Origin of the sequence: Paenibacillus sp. B01, assembly GCF_009649995.1 — a bacterium.
Classification (GTDB): Bacteria; Bacillota; Bacilli; order Paenibacillales; family Paenibacillaceae; genus Paenibacillus_O; species Paenibacillus_O pasadenensis.
In genome coordinates, this window is record NZ_CP045802.1 from 341,584 (window position 1) to 358,685 (window position 17,102).

Sequence of the window (17,102 nt, forward strand, 5' to 3'; positions counted from 1 at the left end):
GCGTTCTTCCCTGATCTCATTATATGAATCATACTCTACCTATTCCAGATTTGGTCAGGAGGAGAGGCAATGGCTCAGAACGTACTGATTGTAACGGCCCATCCGAGAAGCGGCTCGCTTACGTTTGCGGTGACGGAGCGGTTCAAGCAAGGCCTGCTGGACGCAGGGCACTCGGCGGAGGTGCTCGATCTTCATCGCAGCGGCTTCGATCCGGTGCTGCGGGAGGAGGATGAGCCCGACTGGTCGAACGGGAGCAAGAAATACTCCGCCGAGGCGGAAGCGGAGATGGAGCGGATGAGGCGGCATGATGCGCTCGCCTACATCTTCCCCATCTGGTGGTATGGCCTGCCGGCCATGCTGAAGGGATATATCGACCGCGTCTGGAACTACGGCTTCGCTTACGGCGCCTCCAAGCTTCCGCATCAGCGCGTGCTGTGGATCGGGCTGGCGGCGGCCACGCAGGAGCAATTCCGGAAGAGGGGCTTTGACGAGATGATCGGCCACCAGCTCAATGTCGGTCTGGCCCATTACTCCGGCATAGCCGAGTCCAGGCTGGAGATCCTGTACGATACGCTCAGCTCCGATCAAGCGTACATGGAGAAGCTGCTGGATGATGCGCATGAGCTGGGCGTCCATTATGACCAGTGGCATGCGGAGCATGACGCGAGGTTCAAGGTCGGGACGGAAATCTGATGCGAAGCCATGAACCGGAACTTCCGGTTCATGGCTTTTGCGGTTATTCCGATAATCATCGACTCAGTTCTACGATAGGAAGCGGCAAATCCCAGCAAATGATTGTTTCGCAACCTGGAGTCGGGAAGGTAAGGTGAAGAAGCTTTCGAGAGCTTCTGTCGGGAGCCGATTCTAGAGTCCGCATCCGGAGGGGAGAGGAGGACAAGCGAAGCGATTTTATTGAAGGCGGTTGCATGCATTCGAGAACGGCAGCGAAGCGGCATCGGCCGAAATCCTGCATGAATTCAGGAGGGATTCCATTGAAGAAAAGAATCATCCGCTTGGCCTGCGTGGCTCTGGCGGCAGCGCTGCTGCTGACGATCCTGTCCGGCGGAAGGGCCGCCACGATCCATGCTGCCGGCCTGGCGATCACGAGCGCAGGGGGCTGGAACGAGACGGCCTATGTGGAATGGACGCCGGAGAGCGGGGCGACGGGCTACCAGGTCTACGTCAAGCCGGCCGGCGCCGCCGACGCCCAGTACCGCCAGCTCGACAACGAGCTGATCCGCCGCTACCCGTCCTATTGGCGGGCCGACGCCGTAGGGCTGGCCGCGGGATCGTATGTCCTGAAGGTCGAAGCGCTGCTGTCCGGCGGCGGAAGGACCAGCGTCGTCACCGGCGCGCTGCCGGTAGCGGCCCACGACCGCTCCGGATTCGCTTTTGCCCCGGGCTCGGCCTATGGCACCGGATCGGGCGCCTACAACGAGGACGGCACGCTCCGGGCAGGAGCGAAGGTGCTGTATGTCACCTCTGCGACGGCGCGGACGGTCGAGCTCGATGTCGTCACGAGCAGCTCCGGAGCGGTGCAGAAGGGCATCGGCATCGCCCAGATCATGGAGCTGAGGCAAAAAGGCTACGACAAGACGCCGCTGGCGGTCCGGATCGTCGGACAAATTACGGAGGGCGACATGAGCGGGCAGCTGAACGGCAGCGGCTACCTGCAGGTCAAGGGGAAAGCCGACTACGCCGAGCTGAACCTGACGATCGAAGGCATCGGGAAAGACGCCTCTGCCTACGGCTGGGGACTGCTGCTGCGCTCCGTCGGCAACATCGAGGTCCGCAACATCGGCTGGATGCTGTTCCCCGACGACGGCATCTCGCTCGACACCGGCAACGCGAACGTGTGGGTGCATCATAACGATCTGTTCTACGGCAAGGCCGGCAGCGATGCCGATCAGGCCAAGGGCGACGGCTCGACCGATCTCAAGAAGGGCTCGACGCACATTACAATCTCGTACAACCACTATTGGGACTCCGGGAAAGCCTCCCTCGTCGGCTTGAGCGAGACGGCGGAATTCTTCGCCACCTTCCACCACAACTGGTTCGATCATTCCGACTCCCGCCATCCGCGCATCCGCGTCGCCTCCGTCCATATCTACAACAACTTCTTCGACGGAATCTCCAAGTACGGCGTAGGCGTGACGACGGGGGCTTCGGCCTTCGTCGAAGCGAACTATTTCCGGCACGCCAAGCATCCGATGCTGAGCTCGCTGCAAGGCACCGACGCGCTTGGTGAAGGAACGTTCTCGGGCGAGAACGGCGGCATGATCAAGGCGTACGGCAACATCGTCGTCGACGCCGAAAGCTTGATCTACGCCAACTCCAACGCGGGCACGGCTCCGGCCCATGCCTCCTCGTTCGACGCTTATCTCGCATCGGCGAGGAGCGAGGCGGTTCCGGCAGCCTACAAGGCGCTCAAGGGCGGCACGCCGTACAACAACTTCGATACCCGGATCGCGACCGGAGCCGACGCCTCCGACGTCGATCCCGCCGGCCAGGTCGAGGCGATCGTGACGGCAGAGGCCGGACGCCTCGGCGGCGGCGACTTCGCGTGGACGTTCAACGATGCGGCGGATGATACGTCCTATGCGGTCCTTGCGCCGCTGATGGCCAAGATCGTCTCGTATCGGACGCAGCTCGTCTCGGTCGGAGGGAACGCGAGCCCGGCCACCCCGACCCCATCTCCGACCGCGAGTCCGACGGCGGCTCCAACGGCTACGCCAACGGCTACGCCAACGGCCACGCCGACGCCGACGTCCGGACCGACCGCGACTCCTGGTGCAGGCGTCCGCGTGCATAACTTTACGGCCGACGGCCTGACCAGCTCCTTCTTCGCGATTCAGGGCAGCCTGTCGTCCACGAAGGGCACGGTGATCTACGACGGCCTGACGCTGACGAGCTGCTTGAAGATGGAAAGCTCGACCTCGATCTCGTTCACGGCCGCGACGGCTTCGACGCTGACGCTCGTCTTCAATTCGCCCGACGGGACGAAGGTCAATATCGACGGCGCGGCGCATGCGATGACGAACGGGACCGTCAGCGTCGCCCTGTCCGCGGGCGCGCACAGCATCTCGAAAAACGCGGTCGCCAACCTGTACTACATGAAGCTGGCTCCTTCTTCGTGACGAAAGCCGGCTGCACGAGCATGCCAAAGCCATGGACCGGTTCCGGTCCATGGCTTGTTGCGGTCTGGCTTTTAAATTATCTTTGAGTCTTTTGGCATATATAGTAATCTAAGGGTATAAAGGTCTAACGGAGGAGTTTCATGCTGGCGTATGTTGATGAAAGCGGCTTCCCCCATCCTAATGATGAAACAAAACATCCCGTGCTGGCTGCCGTATGCATCCCTAAGGATGAAGTGAGAATGATCATGCAACGAATGTATGCCCTTAAAATGGAGTTATACGGACGTCAAGATGTTGAACTTAAAGCCGTAAATGTCCTTAAGCCGAAGTCAATGACTAAAAACGTTACTAATAAAGCTTTTGCTGATCGAGTCGTTGCCGAAGTTCTCTGCACGATTTTGAACTTGAAAGTTTTTGCGATCGTCATGGACAAGCCTGAAACACCACTCGAAATAGAGAGAGGGACGTTTCCTAATCATTACAGGTTCTTGCTTCAGCGAATAAACGGATATTCCCATATGCGAGGGAAGAAGTGCATCGTTGCTTTTGATTCCCAGGATGAGGGAAACGACATGTTGATCTCTCATAAAATGAAGAACTATTTATTCCGTTCCGGAGAAGGAATCAGCTGCACCTCGATTGTGGAATCTGCCTTTTTTGTGAGTTCAAAAGTAGAAGAAGGGATACAGCTTGCTGATTTATGCGCGGGCGTCATTCGAAAATACCATGAGTTGTGTGTGGGAGCGGCAACAATGGATCCGTTCTCGACGTGGATCAATGAGCTGTACGCTAAGATTCAGTCACGCACTTGTTTAGTTCCCTCGCCTCACGGCGATCAACAATTGCATGGGATCTACAAAATGCCTTATCGTCTGCTGGCTCGCGGGTAGCATAACTTTATTCCAAGCGGGGTATAGATAGAGTGAGACTGGCGTTGTGGTTCCGGCTAGGAGCCGCCTCGTGCTGGTCTCGTTTTTTGTAAAAGGTTGACATTCTTCTCTCATGATATATAATCAAGCTCAAAGACTGGCGTTGTGGTTCTGACTAGGAGCTGCCTCGTGCTGGTCTTGTTTTTGTTTATAGACTTATTCAGAAGAGCAGCCTGAAGAATATAGAGAATGAGCGCCGGTTCGTTCCGAGCGGAAGCGCTTCGGGTATATACTAGATTCAGAAACGGAAAAAGGGAGGCGATAGACATGCAAGAGACGATTCCGCAGCGAGAACTCAACGACGGCCTCAAAGTGCCCGCCATCGGGCTTGGCACGTACAGCCTGCGGGGAGCCGAAGGCGCGAAGGCGATCGCCGGGGCGATCGACATCGGCTACCGGCTGCTTGATTCGGCGTTCAACTACGAGAACGAGGGGGCGCTTGGCCAGGCGGTGCGCCTAAGCTCCGTGCCGCGGGAGGAGCTGCGCCTCTGCTCCAAGCTGCCGGGCCGCCGCCATGCCTACAAGGAGGCGCTGCTGACGGTCGAGGAGTCGCTCTATCGATCCGGTCTCGACTATTACGACCTCTATCTGATCCACTGGCCAAATCCGAAGCGGGACCGCTACGTCGAGGCTTGGCAGGCGCTGATCGAGGCGAAGAAAAGAGGGCATGTCCGCTCCATCGGCGTGTGCAACTTCCTGCCGGAGCATCTCGATCGGCTCGTCGCCGAGACGGGCGTCGCCCCGAGCCTGAATCAGGTGGAGCTGCATCCGCTCTTCCACCAGCCGGAGCAGCGGGCCAAGGATGCCGAGCTCGGCATCGTGACGGAGTCGTGGAGCCCGCTCGGCCGCGACCATGACCTCGCCGGACTGGAGCCGATCCGCAGCATCGCGGAGCAGGTCGGCAAGACGCCGACGCAGGTCGTGCTGCGCTGGCATGTGCAGCTCGGAGCGCTGCCGATCCCCAAAGCCGGCTCGGCCGAGCATCAGCGGGAAAATCTGGCGATCTTCGACTTCGAGCTGTCGGCGCAGCAGATGGAGGCGATCGGTACTCTCCATCGGCCGGACGGATGGCTGTGGGGCCAAGGCCCGGCGGAATACGAGGAATTCTGAGTCAGTGCGGCAGCTTGACGCGGGCGGCAGCGCTGTGTTAAACAGATGATAGCGCTTTCTATCTGTCATGCAACAGCTGCAGAGGCGAGGGAAGCCGGGAACCAACATGCCGACGGAAGGATGGTTTCACCATGCCAAGCGGAACGCATCGCAGCGAGGTCAAGGCCAGTCTGGAGCAGGTCCAAGCCTTCATCCGCGATCCCGACCGATGGGAGCCGCTCATGCCGGGCTACATCAAGCACGAGATCGTCAGCGCGCGGGAGTCGGTCTGGACGTTCAAGGCCGATCTGGGCTTCACGAAAAAAGCCGTCGAGCTCAAGCTCGAGCTGGAGGAGGGAGCGGACCCGAGCCGGGTCGCCTTCCGCCTGACCGGCCTCTCCGATCCCGTCGAGGGCAGCGGCAGCTTCGAGGCTGCGGCCGCAGGCGCGGCGGCGAGCCTCGTCGGCAGCCTCGACATCAGCGGCAAGGGGCTCATGGCGATGATGATGAACAGCGTCATGAAGGAGTTCGTGCCGCGCGCGGTCGAGCAGCTGACCGCAGCGACGGCGGCCGCCATCGAGGAGCGGGCGGCGGGCTGACGCGAACGAAGCCGATCGGAAGAAAGAGAAAAACAGCCTGCCCCGATGAGAGGGGGCAGGCTGTCTTTTTGCGTTGGAATGGCCGATCTCAGGGGGTCTGCCTGGTCAGCTGCGCTCGAAGGCGACGATCCATTCGCCTTGCGTCTGCGCGTAGCCGACATCGCCCTCGGCGACAAGGCCGTACAGCTTTTTGACGTCGAGGAATTCCTTGCGCTCGCCGTTCTCGAACTCCAGCGTGATGTAGTAGTCCGTGCGCGAGGAGCCGGACGTATGGAACTGATTGTCCGGGCCGTGGGAATGGCCGGAGCTATGGTGCACTTCCATCCGCTTGGAGACGATGCGGGCGTGGACGGATTCGCGCGGCGAGCTGGCGTTCTGCGCGTAGCGGACGCCGCGCGCGATCATCGTGACGATGACGATGACGAACACGATGCCGATCAGCACCGGCACGAGCGTGAACATGAAGTTGAAGCCGGCCGGCGGTCCGAAGCCGTCGCCCGATCCGAAAGTCGAATGCATGAGGCAGCCTCCTCTGGAAAGAATCTTCTACATGAGACGCAGCAGGAGGAGAAAAGTTTCAAAATTGGGCGGATATGGGCGGGTGGATAGGGGCGGACGGATGGTCTACATAGGATCTTCACAACCTCCGGGTACAGTAGAGCCGTATGGTCTGACGCGGCCGGGGGAAGGACATACTGGCCACTAGGAAGAGACAGACGACGAATCAGAGAGGATGATGAACCATGAAGCGAACACGAAACGGGTGGGCGGCGGCAGCGGCGCTGGCGCTGCTGCTGGCCGGCTGCGGGGCCAAGAGCGGCGATCACGGCCCGATGAACATGAATGCGGCGAACTCCGAAGCGGGCAGCGCGATGCAGGGCAACGAGGCGTCGTCGGCCAACGGGGCGGGAGGCTCCGCTCATGAAGGCATGCACCATGGCTCGGACGAGCTCCCGGACGGCATGGTGGCGGCGCAAAACCCGGCATTCCCGGTCGGCAGCCGAGCCAAGCTGCAGACCGACCATATGCCGGGCATGGAAGGCGCGGAGGCGACGATCTCAGGCGCCTATGCGACGACGGTCTATTCCGTGTCCTACACGCCGACGACCGGTGGGGAAAGGGTGACGAACCATGAATGGGTCGTGCACGAGGAAATCGACGGCGCCGGCTCCGAGCCGTACAAGCCCGGCGACGAGGTCGTGCTGGATGCCGAGCATATGGCCGGCATGGACGGCGCCGTGGCGACGATCGATACGGCGGAGCAGACAACGGTGTACGCCGTGGACTATGCGCCTACGGACGGCGGCGAGCCCGTCAAGAACCATAGATGGGTGACGGAGAGCGAGCTGAAGGCGGAGTAGGCGCCAGGCGGATGAGCGCACAGAGCCGGATGAGACCGTCATTCGGCTTTTTGTGCTGCGCATGCCTAGAGAAGCGTACCTCATACGTTATAATGAAACGAAAACGAACAGCGGCAAGGACCAGGCTGCGGGACGGGCTTCCGGCTTCCGTCCTTTCCGCGATGAAAGGAGAGAAGGTCTATCGTCGCTTTTCTGATCATCCTGTCGGTCGTTGTCGTCATCGTGTACGCCTCGATGCTGGGCACCTATCTCCCGCAGGCCGCCTATCGCCATGGCATGCGGTTCGCGGTGGCGCTTCCTCCGGAAGCGGCGTCGCATCCCGAGCTGGAGGCGGCGAGCGCCCGCTTCCGGCGCGAGATGAAGACCGCCGCGCTCGGCATGGCGCTGGCGCTGATCCCGCTCTACGCGCTCTATGACTGGATTGCCTTCCAGTCCCTTTACTTCGTGGCTTGGCTGCTCGCCTTCGTCCTGCTGCTCGTCCGGCCGTTCCGCCGCGCGTTCCGGACGACGCTGGCGCTCAAGCGCCGCGAAGGCTGGTCCGCTCCGACGGCAAGGCCCGGCAAGCCGGAGGAAGAGGACGAATGGTGGGCGAACGGGTTCACCTATCATAATCCGCATGATTCGGCCGTATTCGTCGCCAAGCGGGTCGGCATCGGGATGACGGTGAACTCGGCGTCGCGCGGCGGCAAGTGGTTCCTCGGCGTGACGCTGGGGCTCGCAGCGGCGGTGCTCGGCCTCGTCTGCGCCCTGCTGCTCGTGTCCGAGCTCGTCTCGCCGAAGCTGGAGCTGGCGGAGAAGCAGGTGCGCATCGACTATCCGCTGCACTCCGCCTCCTTTGACCTCGGAGAGGTCGCCGAGCTGAGCCTGACGGACGAGATTCCGCGAGGAGCCAAGCTCAGCGGGGAAGCGACGGGCAAGGTGCTGAGAGGCAGCTTCCGGCTGAGGGAGCTCGGCAAGGCGCAGCTGTTCGTCTATCGCGACCGCCCGCCGTACATCCGCTTCCGGCTGGATGGCCGCTATGTGTACTACAATGAAGAGGATCCCGCGCGGACGCGGGAGCTGTACGAGCGGCTGCAGGGCAGCCGCTGATCCAGGCTCGCGCCGCCGCAATTCCCGCAGCGGCGGCAGCGCCGCCTCCGCAAAGCCGCAAACCCGAGCCATGGCGCGGGTTTGCGGCTTTCGGTTCTTTTCCGCAAGCCGTTTGTGGAATGACGAAGCCTCGTTTTCGGTGTGAAATGGAAAAAGATCGCTTATAGTGAAATCAAGGGAAACAACGACAGCACGAACCGGAAGCGGGCAACGGAACGAAGAGACGACGAGGGCGAGGAGGAGACGGCATGCAGGGATTTTCATTCGGAAGCGGATTGACGCTGGTCCATCTGGAGGCGAGCTCGCCGAGGCTGTTCGCAGCGACGGACCAGCTGGACTGCCGGTACGTGAGGGCCTACTTCAGGCAGCAGGGCACGCCGACGGCGCAGTACATCCAGGCCAGCCTGGCCGGACGGTACGAGACGGCCGAGGATCTGCTCTCGCTCGGCAACGATGCCGTCGCCTTCCACGTCACTCCGGCCTCCTACCGTCTCTGCCGGGAGCTGAGCGGGACGCTCGGAGCCCTGGACGGCTCGCTCCGGATCTTCTGGTTCGGCGAATGGGCGGCCGAGCTGCCGGACAGCTCGCTGCCGGACGCGGTGGAGCGGCTCGTCCGCTCGGAGCCCGAACGCGTCCTGCACCGGCTGCTGGAGCCGGACGCGCCGAGCGAGGAAGCGGACGAGGCTGACGCGCTCGACGCCATCGCCGGGGTATGGGAGGATGCGGCGTCCATGCGGCAGGCTCCGCTGCTGGCGGTCAAGGCGGCGGATCGCCTCGGAGGCGATGCGGCCCAGGGCGGCATCCGGCTGCATTCGCCGGAGCGGCTGCTCCGCGACATTCGGCTCGCGGCCGCCGCTTCCCGCCAGATGCGGCCGGAGCTGCAGTTGCTCGGCTACGAGGCGGCGACTGCCGACGAGGCGCGGGAGGCCGCTGTCGCCGAAGCGCTGGAGGCGTGCCGAGCAAGCGCGACCTGGTCGGCGGAGCTGACGCTGGAGCGCTGGCGGAGAGGCGGCGCCGCCCGCCTCGCGGAGCTGGGCGCCAGCACGCTGACGCTGCGGCTGCCGGACAGCTTGGCCGAGGCGGAGCCTTTTCTGGCCGACATGCTGCGGGAGCTGAGGATCGCATACCCGGACCTGCGGCTGCGCATCGTGCTGGAGACAGCGCCTGGCAGCACGGAGTCGGGGGCGCGGCGGGTCGCCGGGCAGCTCAGACAGTGCCTGGACGAAGGACTGCTCGCCCGGGATGCGATCGCTGCTGCCGTCCCGGCTGCCGCCGGCGCGCAAGCCCGCACGCTGCTGCCGTCTCCGCTGGAGGAGCTGGCGCGCGAGCGATTCGGCTCCAGCCCGGAGACGGCGCTTGTGAACGGCTTTCTCGCCTTCATGACCGGGCACTATCCGGCCCATGTCCTCGGGGGCGGCGCGAAGCATATCGGCGTCGGCGAGGACGGCTGGAGGCCCGAGACGATTCGACGCATAGGCGAGCACTCCGCCCTCAACAGCGCCGTCTTCTTCGAACAAAACCAAGCATACGGGGAAGAAAACTCGAATTCTGTCGAGCCCCCGATCTTCTATGACCAGGACGGCAAGTGGAAGCGGCTCGACCGCCGCTTCGATCAGGCGAGCAGCGAGGCGGAGCGCGAGGGAACCTATCTCTCCAACGCCAACCGGCTGGAACGCTTGGGCGGCGGCCGCTGGCAGCTTCAGCTGAACGACTTCCTGCTGGCCGAGCCGATCTCGCTGCTGCGCCAGCGCTACGAGGAAGCCGCAGCCGAGGAAGGCGCCGATGCTTCTGCGGACTTCCGGCTGCTGGACATCCGAAGCGAGCGCGACCTCGACCGGTTCCTGGAGGACGTCGACGCGTTCAGCCGCACGGGACGCTTCGCGCATGGCTACGAGGTCCAGTCGTACGTGACGGACAGCTGCCGCTGGTCGGCGGCGGGCGCCTGCTCGGCCCGCAAGCTGCCGAGGCTGTTCGCGGACGGGGAGGGCGATGTCGCCGCCTGCCGGGGCTGCGCGCCGATCGGCCATCTGGACGATACGCCCGACCAGCTGCTCATGCAGGCCGCGGTGCTGTCCGATCAGGAGCAGCTGCTGCGCGGATGCGCTTCCTGCGAGATTCGATCGACCTGCTCCCAGTGCGCGTTCCTGCCGTCCTACATGACGGCGGCGCAGTACTGCTCCATCCGCCGCAAGCATGTCATGCTGCATCGCTACATGCAGGTGGTCCAGCTCGTCAAGGGACTCCGCCGCCATACGCAGGCGCTGTCCGCGCTGGACGCCGAGACGCTGCTCGTCTCGCTGCCGACCTGCACGCATTACTACCCGCTGTCCGGGGGCGCCGAGCGTCCCTCGCTCGTCAGCGAGGCGGTCTTTCTCCTGACGACGGACGGCACGCCGGTGCTCTACCAGGCTGTCAGCCAAAAGGTGCTCAAGCTGAGCGAGCCGATGGCGCTGCTGCTCGAAGGGCTCATGGTCGGCGCGACCGAAGCCGAGCTGGCCGGCGCGCTGCAAGCGGCGTACGGCACGGAGCCGTCCTACGCGGCGGCCGCCGTCAGCCAGGCGATCGAGCTGTTCAGCCGCCAAGGCTGCCTCAATCTGCCCGCACGGGCATCGTGAACGAAAGGAGATCCGCTATGCTGACACCTGCACCTGCATCTGCATCTGCGCCCGAGTCTGCGCCGGCGCCTGCATCCGTCCCTGCGCCGGGAAGCGCCGCCGCTCCGGTGGCTCCGCTGCCGCCGCCCGGCTACCCGATCGTCCATCCGCTCAAGGATGTCCGTCTGGGCGAAGCCTTCCCCTCCTTCGCGGCCGGCGAGGGCATCTACGTCCAGGACACGAACGGCAAGACGTACATCGACGGCATCAGCGGGCTCTGGAACGTCTCGCTCGGCTATCGGCATCCCGGCATCCGCCAGGCGATCGTCGACCAGCTCGACCGGCTGCCTTACGTCAACCCTGTCGACGGAGCGAACCCGACGACGCTCGCCTTTGCCGAGACGCTGCTGCGCCTGACGCCGCCGGCGCTGGCCAAGGTCGCGTACACCTGCACCGGCTCGGAGTCGGTGGAGCTGGCAATCAAGCTCATCCGCAAGTTCCATCAGCTGTCGGGCCGTCCGGAACGCACGCTCATCGCGGTGCTCGACAAGTCCTATCACGGCACGTACTACGGCTCGATGAGCGCGAGCGGCATCGACCAGGAGATCTCGGAGAGCTACGGCCCCCGAGTGCCCGGCTTCCGGTTCCATCCGGTGCCGCTCGGCGACGACGGCAAGCCCGCCGTGCTGGAGGGCGAGCTGCTGGAGCGCCGGCTGGCGGAGCTGGAGCGGCTGTTCGAGGAAGAGGAGGGCCGCCTCGGCGGCATCATCCTCGAGCCGATCATCGGCTCGGGCGGCATCCTGCCGCTGCCGGACCGCTACCTGCGGCGGGTCCGCGAGCTGTGCGACCGCTCCGGCGCGCTGCTCGCCTTCGACGAGGTGGCGACGGGCATGGGCCGCACGGGACGCATGTTCGCCTTCGAGCACAGCGGCGCGGCGCCGGACATCCTCTGCCTGTCGAAGGGCATCAACAGCGGCTATCTGCCGCTCGGTGCGACGCTGTTCAGCGACGCGATCTACCAGGCGTTCGCCCGGGCCGGATCGCATATCGAGCATCTGTCGACGCAGAACGGCAATCCGATCGCCTGCGCCGCCGGCCTCGCGACTGTCGAGGCGCTGGAGCGGCCCGGCCTGCTGGCGGAGGTGACCCGCAAGGGCGAGCTGCTCCGCCGCCTGCTGGAGGAAGCGCTGGCCGCGAATCCGATGTTCCTCGAGACGCGGGGCAAAGGGCTCATGATCGGCGTCGCCCTGACCTCGGACCGCTCGACCCGGGCGCTGCTCGATCCGGACCGCTTGCGGGAGGTCGTCGCCCGGCTGAGACAGCGCGGCCTGCTCGTCTACCCGATCCACACGCCCGGCGTGACGACCGGCTTCCACCTGTTCCCTCCGCTGATCATCGAGGACGGCGAGATCCGCAAGATCGTCCAGATCGTCGCCCGCTCGCTGGGAGGGAGGTGAGCGCGAGCATGAGTCCGGCCAAGCATGACCTGGCCTCGCCGCTGGAGCTGACTCCGGCCGAGCCGGAGCCGGAGGCCGCCGTCATCTCCCGGCTGCGGGCCTGCCTGCACCGCATCGGCAGCTTCCTTTCCTTCCGCTGACCCTTTTCGCAACGGCGACATTCCGCTCAGGAGGTGATGACCGTGATGGCAATCTGGCCGCTTCCGTTCCCGAAGCTTCCGATCCCGCTTCCGTTCCCGATCGACCCGATCATCCTGTTCTAATCGCTCCCGCTCCGCCCATTCCCTTTCAGGAGGTGAGATCCATGAACGAAATCTCCCTGCAGCTCGAAGAGCTGGAAGCCGTCGCGGCTCCAGGCTGGCAAGATACTGTCGTCATCATCGCCATCGGACTCGGCATCGCGGCCCTCACCTAGTTCCGATTCCCGCATAGCGATATTCCTTGAGAGGAGGTGAAATCCATGAAAAACCTGTCCCTGCAGCTCGAAGAGCTCGAGGCGGTCGCCGCTCCGGTCGATTGGGGCGATGTCGCGATCGGCATCGGCATCGGCATTGGCATCGGCGCCATCGCCTTCACGTAATCCGCGTTTCCCTGCATCCGACATTACGCCAAGGAGGTGAAATCCATGAAAAACCTGTCCCTGCAGCTCGAGGAGCTGGAAGCTGTTTCCGCTCCGGACTGGAAAGACGTTGCCGTCGGCATCGGTATCGGCATCGGCATCGGCGCGATCGCCTTCACGTAATCCATTTATCCCATCCACTTTCATCCAAGGAGGAATGATCCATGAATCCATCCCTGAACCTGCATATGGAACTGCTCGAGGACGTATCCGCTCCGGGCAGCGGCAAGGACTTTGTCGAAGGCGTAGCGGTCGGCCTGGGCGCCGTCGCGGCTGTCACGGCGATCATCGCCTTCACGTAAGAGCGACCCCGTACCTTTTCGGAAAGGAGGCCAAAACCATGAACCAAGCTCTGTCCCTCCAACTGGAGGAAATGGAAAGCATCGCAGCACCGGGCGACGGCGCGTACATCGCCGGCGTAGCGGTAGGCGTCGCAATCGGCATCGGCATCATCGCCTTCACGTAATCGAAGCTTTACTTAACCCTATCCAAGGAGGAATCATCCATGAACCAATCGCTGAACCTGCACATGGAGCTGCTGGAGGACGTATCCGCTCCGGGCAGCGGCAAAGATTTCGTCGAAGGCGTAGCGGTCGGCCTGGGCGCCGTCGCAGCCGTCACGGCCATCATCGCCTTCACCTAAGAACCGCTTCGGACGAAGAATCGCCCGCAAGACCCGGCTGAGCCTCTCAGCCGCTTCAGATGGGAGACTCTCTCCCCGCCCGGACGATGGAGCCGGGCGGGGGAGTCCTCCCCATGACGAGCATCGCCGCATTATTTTTTTCCTGGATTAACGATGAAGCCTGACCCGGACATTATCCACGATTCGAGGTGAACGAGATGTCGACCGCATCATTAGCCTTCGATATCCATGAGATCGAAAACAACCTATTCCTGGTTCAACATAAATCGAGCCGCAAGTTCATCCGCATGGGGCCGCGCGAGACGGAGTACCTGCAGTTCCTCGCCGCCGTCCCCGCCGCCGCCGCGGACCCGCCGCAGGGCGAAGCGGCCGCCCAAGCCCAAGCCGCCCCGGCCTACGCCGGCAGCCTGACGGAGGAGGAGCGGGCCTATCTCGCCGCCAAATTCGGCGAATGGGGCTTCCTCGACCCGGCCTTGCCGGAGGAGGAGGCGGCCGGAGCCCGCAAGTGGCGCTTCAACTGGCGCATCGACGACCTGACGACGATCAAGTTTTTCTCCGTCGATCCCGACGCCTGGCTGGACCGGCGGCTGCCGCTCATCCGCCTGCTGCTCCACCCGGCGGCGATCGCCGCCTACGGGCTCGTCATGCTCGGCGCGTTCGCGCTGCTGCTGTCGCAGCCGCAGCTGACCGTCGGCCTCGACCCGTACGGCCTCGGCTGGGGCCAGTACGCGGCGATCTACGCGATGATCGTCCTGACGACGGTCATCCACGAGCTCGGCCACGGCATGACGTGCAAATATTACGGCGGGCGCGTGAAGCAGATGGGCGCGATGCTGTTCTACTTCAGCCCGGCGATGTTCTGCGACGTGAGCGACACGTATACGTTCCGGCGCAGGCGGCATAAGCTGGCCGTGCTGGCGGCGGGCGTGTTCAGCCAGTGGCTGCTCTCCTCGCTCGCCATCCTCGCCTACGGCGCGCTCCAAGCGGCCGGAGCGCAGCCGTCGGAGCTGCTGCTGTACTACGCCTTCGCCAACCTCGGCATGAGCGTGCTCAACCTGCTGCCGCTCGTCAAGCTCGACGGCTACTGGATGCTGAGCCACGGCCTCGGCATCGCCAACCTGCGCGCCAAGGCGTTCCGCTCCCTGTGGAGCCTGCTGCGGCTGACGAAATTCCGCGGGGAGGCGGCCCAAAGCGGCGCCAGCCGCCGGGAGCGCGCGATCCTGCTCGCCTACGGCGCGGCGGCGACGGCGTTCACCCCATGCTTCTGGCTGTGGGGCATCCTGCAGGTGCAGCAGCGGCTGCAAGCCTGGATCGGCGCCTTCAGCTTCCTCGTGACCGCCTGCATCGCGGTCGTCATGCTCTATCATATGGGCAAGTTTTTCCGGACGATGAGACAGCCGGCCTGACCGGCTCCAAACCAAGACAAGGTGGGATATGAGATGGGACTGGAAATCAATCATCTGATCAAGCGCTACGGAGGGAAGACGGTGCTGCACGGCATCTCGCTCGAGGCTCGCACCGGCCAGGCGTTCGGCCTGCTCGGCGGCAACGGGGCGGGCAAGACGACGACGATCCGCTCCGTCCTCGGCCTGGTCGAGTACGAGTCCGGCTCCATCACGTGGGACGGCAAGCCGATCAAGGACAACCGCCCGAGCATCGGCTATTTGCCGGAGGAGCGCGGCCTGTATCCGAAGGAGAAGGTCAGCGAGCAGCTCGTCTACTTCGCCATGCTGGAAGGGCTCTCCCGGCCGGCGGCGGTCAAGGCGATGCGCGGCTGGCTGGAGCGGCTCGGCATCGCCGAGCATGAGGGCAAGCGCGTCGAGCAGCTGTCCAAGGGCAATCAGCAAAAGGTGCAGATCATCTCGTCGCTCATCCACGATCCCGAGCTGGTCATCCTCGACGAGCCGTTCAGCGGCCTCGACCCGGTCAACTCCGACATGCTGGCCGCCGTCGTGCAGGACCAGCTGAAGCTCGGCAAGACGATGATCTTCTCCAGCCACCAGATGGGCCAGGTCGAGCGGTTCTGCGACCAGGTGTGCATCCTGAAGCGCGGCGAGATGACGGTCTCCGGCAAGCTCGCCGACATCAAGCGCTCCTACGGCCGCACGAGCCTGCTGCTGCGCAGCGAGCAGGACCTGACCCCGCATCTGGCGACGTTCGGCGTGCGGCCGGTCGAGGAGTCGCTCCACGAGTGGCAGGTCAAGGTCGACAGCGAGGAGCAGGCCCACGGCCTCATGCAGTCGATGGCGGGCGCGGGCGTGAAGCTGCTCAAGTTCGAGATCAAGGAGCCGACGCTCCATGAAATCTTCATTGAAAAGGTAGGCGAAGGAGCATGAAGCAGTTCGGCCTCGTATTCCAGTATTCGTTCCGGGAGCGTCTCCGCTCCAAAGCGTTCACGCTGACGATCTACATCGCAGCGGTGCTGCTGGCGGCGCTCATCTTCCTCCCCAAGCTGCTGCAATCGGACAGCGAATCGGTGGACGGCACGATCGCCGTCGTCAACAAGACGGACCTGGCGGTCACGTCGGAAAGCCTCCAGCAGGGCGTATCGCCCTCCTACGCCTGGAAGCTGATCGAGCCGTCCGGAGAAGCCGAAGCCCGCGCGCAGCTGGCCAAGGACGACGACAGCCTGCTCGGCCTGGCGGCGATCGAGGAGAAGGACGGCAAGCCGGTGCTCTCGCTTACGGTCAACAAGCTCGACGACGCGCCTTACGCCGAAGCGCTCGGCACCTACCTGCAAGGGGCGTACACGGCGAGCGAGCTCGCCAAGCTGACGCTGGACCCGGCGCAGAAGGAGCGCGTGACCGCGGCCCTGCAGCTCGACGTGCAGGAGCTGAAGGCGGGCAGCAAGTCCATGTTCTCCATGTACATGCCGATTTACTTGATCAGCTTCATGCTCTATCTGCTGCTCTACATGTGCGGAGGCAGCGTGGCTACCTCCGTCTCGGTCGAGAAGAGCTCGCGCGTCAAAGAGATCCTCATCACCAAGGTGAAGCCGGAGCAGCTGCTGTTCGGCAAGGTGCTCGGCGTCGGCCTCGCCGGCCTGCTGCAGTTCGTCCTGATCCTCGGCATCGGCTACGGCATGATCCTCGCCTCCGGCTCGGGCAGCGGGCTCAGCCTGTTCGGCTTCACGGTCGACTTCTCGATGCTGGATGCCAAGACGATGGTCCTGCTCGTGATGTTCTTCATCCTCGGCTACTTCTTCTACGCGGCGCTGTTCGCCGCCTGCGGCTCGCTCGTCAGCCGCAGCGAGGAGGTCAACGCCGTGACCTTGCCGGTCTCGCTCCTCATGATGGGCGGCTTCGTGGTCGCGCTGCTCTCGCTCGGCTCCCCGGAAGGCAGCCTCGCCGTCGTCAGCTCCTACATCCCGTTCGCGACGCCGTTCGCGATGTTCGTCCGGATCGGCATGTCCGACCCGTCCTGGATGGAGATTCTCGTGCCGACGCTCATCCTGCTTGCCTCCTCCGTCCTCGCCTGCTGGATTTCCGCCAAGGTCTATCAGGTCGGCGTGCTGCTCTACGGGCAAAAGCCGACGCCGAAGCTGATCTACAAAGCGCTTCGGTCGACGATGTAAGGAGGGGCGCA

The 17,102-nt window shown here is 63.7% G+C and carries 20 protein-coding genes; 19 read left to right on the forward strand and 1 reads right to left on the reverse strand.

Going from position 1 to position 17,102, the window contains the following annotated elements; genetic code table 11:
- Positions 1–69 precede the first annotated feature (69 nt).
- The 5 genes from GE073_RS01555 (at position 70) to GE073_RS01575 (ending at position 5,754) form a co-directional block, all read left to right on the forward strand.
- On the forward strand, positions 70–693 hold the full coding sequence (locus GE073_RS01555) for an NAD(P)H oxidoreductase (protein ID WP_153782593.1): 624 nt from the start codon (positions 70–72) through the stop codon (positions 691–693).
- Between the two features lie 299 nt (positions 694–992).
- Positions 993–3,137, forward strand: a complete 2,145-nt coding sequence (locus tag GE073_RS01560; protein WP_228551224.1) for a pectate lyase family protein — start codon at positions 993–995, stop codon at positions 3,135–3,137.
- Positions 3,138–3,277: 140 nt separating this feature from the next.
- Positions 3,278–4,027: a DUF3800 domain-containing protein gene (locus tag GE073_RS01565; RefSeq protein WP_153782594.1), complete on the forward strand. Its 750-nt coding sequence runs from the start codon at positions 3,278–3,280 to the stop codon at positions 4,025–4,027.
- 306 nt (positions 4,028–4,333) lie between these two features.
- Positions 4,334–5,176 (forward strand): aldo/keto reductase, encoded by an 843-nt coding sequence (locus tag GE073_RS01570; RefSeq protein WP_028599315.1) that lies wholly within the window; start codon positions 4,334–4,336, stop codon positions 5,174–5,176.
- 131 nt (positions 5,177–5,307) lie between these two features.
- Positions 5,308–5,754, forward strand: a complete 447-nt coding sequence (locus GE073_RS01575) for an SRPBCC family protein (RefSeq protein WP_153782595.1) — start codon at positions 5,308–5,310, stop codon at positions 5,752–5,754.
- Between the two features lie 105 nt (positions 5,755–5,859).
- On the opposite strand, the gene GE073_RS01580 is transcribed toward GE073_RS01575, so the two are convergent.
- Complete coding sequence (locus GE073_RS01580) at positions 5,860–6,273, reverse strand: DUF2500 domain-containing protein (protein WP_228551225.1); 414 nt, start codon at positions 6,271–6,273, stop codon at positions 5,860–5,862.
- Between the two features lie 224 nt (positions 6,274–6,497).
- On the opposite strand from GE073_RS01580, the gene GE073_RS01585 reads away from it, so the two are divergent.
- The 14 genes from GE073_RS01585 (at position 6,498) to GE073_RS01615 (ending at position 17,091) form a co-directional block, all read left to right on the forward strand.
- Complete coding sequence (locus GE073_RS01585) at positions 6,498–7,115, forward strand: YdhK family protein (RefSeq protein WP_153782596.1); 618 nt, start codon at positions 6,498–6,500, stop codon at positions 7,113–7,115.
- A 222-nt stretch (positions 7,116–7,337) separates the two neighbouring features.
- Positions 7,338–8,204: a DUF5808 domain-containing protein gene (locus GE073_RS01590; protein WP_228551226.1), complete on the forward strand. Its 867-nt coding sequence runs from the start codon at positions 7,338–7,340 to the stop codon at positions 8,202–8,204.
- Positions 8,205–8,452: 248 nt separating this feature from the next.
- Positions 8,453–10,819 carry a hypothetical protein gene (locus tag GE073_RS01595; protein WP_153782597.1) on the forward strand — a complete coding sequence of 789 codons (2,367 nt, stop codon included), beginning with the start codon at positions 8,453–8,455 and terminating at the stop codon, positions 10,817–10,819.
- Between the two features lie 17 nt (positions 10,820–10,836).
- Positions 10,837–12,255 carry a daptide-type RiPP biosynthesis aminotransferase gene (mpaD, locus tag GE073_RS01600; protein WP_153782598.1) on the forward strand — a complete coding sequence of 473 codons (1,419 nt, stop codon included), beginning with the start codon at positions 10,837–10,839 and terminating at the stop codon, positions 12,253–12,255.
- 8 nt (positions 12,256–12,263) lie between these two features.
- Complete coding sequence (locus GE073_RS25715) at positions 12,264–12,395, forward strand: hypothetical protein (RefSeq protein WP_255309618.1); 132 nt, start codon at positions 12,264–12,266, stop codon at positions 12,393–12,395.
- 164 nt (positions 12,396–12,559) lie between these two features.
- Positions 12,560–12,670, forward strand: a complete 111-nt coding sequence (locus tag GE073_RS25885; RefSeq protein ID WP_304363381.1) for a daptide-type RiPP — start codon at positions 12,560–12,562, stop codon at positions 12,668–12,670.
- A gap of 45 nt (positions 12,671–12,715) precedes the next feature.
- Positions 12,716–12,835, forward strand: coding sequence for a daptide-type RiPP (locus GE073_RS25890; protein WP_304363382.1), 120 nt, complete (start codon positions 12,716–12,718; stop codon positions 12,833–12,835).
- A gap of 45 nt (positions 12,836–12,880) precedes the next feature.
- The gene (locus tag GE073_RS25895; protein WP_304363383.1) at positions 12,881–12,997 is read left to right on the forward strand and encodes a daptide-type RiPP; all 117 of its coding nucleotides are present in this window, start codon (positions 12,881–12,883) and stop codon (positions 12,995–12,997) included.
- A gap of 41 nt (positions 12,998–13,038) precedes the next feature.
- Complete coding sequence (locus GE073_RS24960; protein ID WP_164820112.1) at positions 13,039–13,176, forward strand: daptide-type RiPP; 138 nt, start codon at positions 13,039–13,041, stop codon at positions 13,174–13,176.
- Between the two features lie 38 nt (positions 13,177–13,214).
- On the forward strand, positions 13,215–13,340 hold the full coding sequence (locus GE073_RS25720; protein WP_255309619.1) for a daptide-type RiPP: 126 nt from the start codon (positions 13,215–13,217) through the stop codon (positions 13,338–13,340).
- A 39-nt stretch (positions 13,341–13,379) separates the two neighbouring features.
- Complete coding sequence (locus GE073_RS24965; RefSeq protein WP_164820113.1) at positions 13,380–13,517, forward strand: daptide-type RiPP; 138 nt, start codon at positions 13,380–13,382, stop codon at positions 13,515–13,517.
- Between the two features lie 197 nt (positions 13,518–13,714).
- Positions 13,715–14,923, forward strand: coding sequence for a daptide biosynthesis intramembrane metalloprotease (gene mpaP, locus GE073_RS01605; RefSeq protein ID WP_153782599.1), 1,209 nt, complete (start codon positions 13,715–13,717; stop codon positions 14,921–14,923).
- A 33-nt stretch (positions 14,924–14,956) separates the two neighbouring features.
- The gene (locus GE073_RS01610) at positions 14,957–15,853 is read left to right on the forward strand and encodes an ABC transporter ATP-binding protein (protein WP_028599326.1); all 897 of its coding nucleotides are present in this window, start codon (positions 14,957–14,959) and stop codon (positions 15,851–15,853) included.
- Positions 15,850–17,091: an ABC transporter permease gene (locus tag GE073_RS01615; protein ID WP_153782600.1), complete on the forward strand. Its 1,242-nt coding sequence runs from the start codon at positions 15,850–15,852 to the stop codon at positions 17,089–17,091. Before GE073_RS01610 ends, GE073_RS01615 begins: the two co-directional genes overlap by 4 nt.
- Positions 17,092–17,102: the final 11 nt, after the last annotated feature.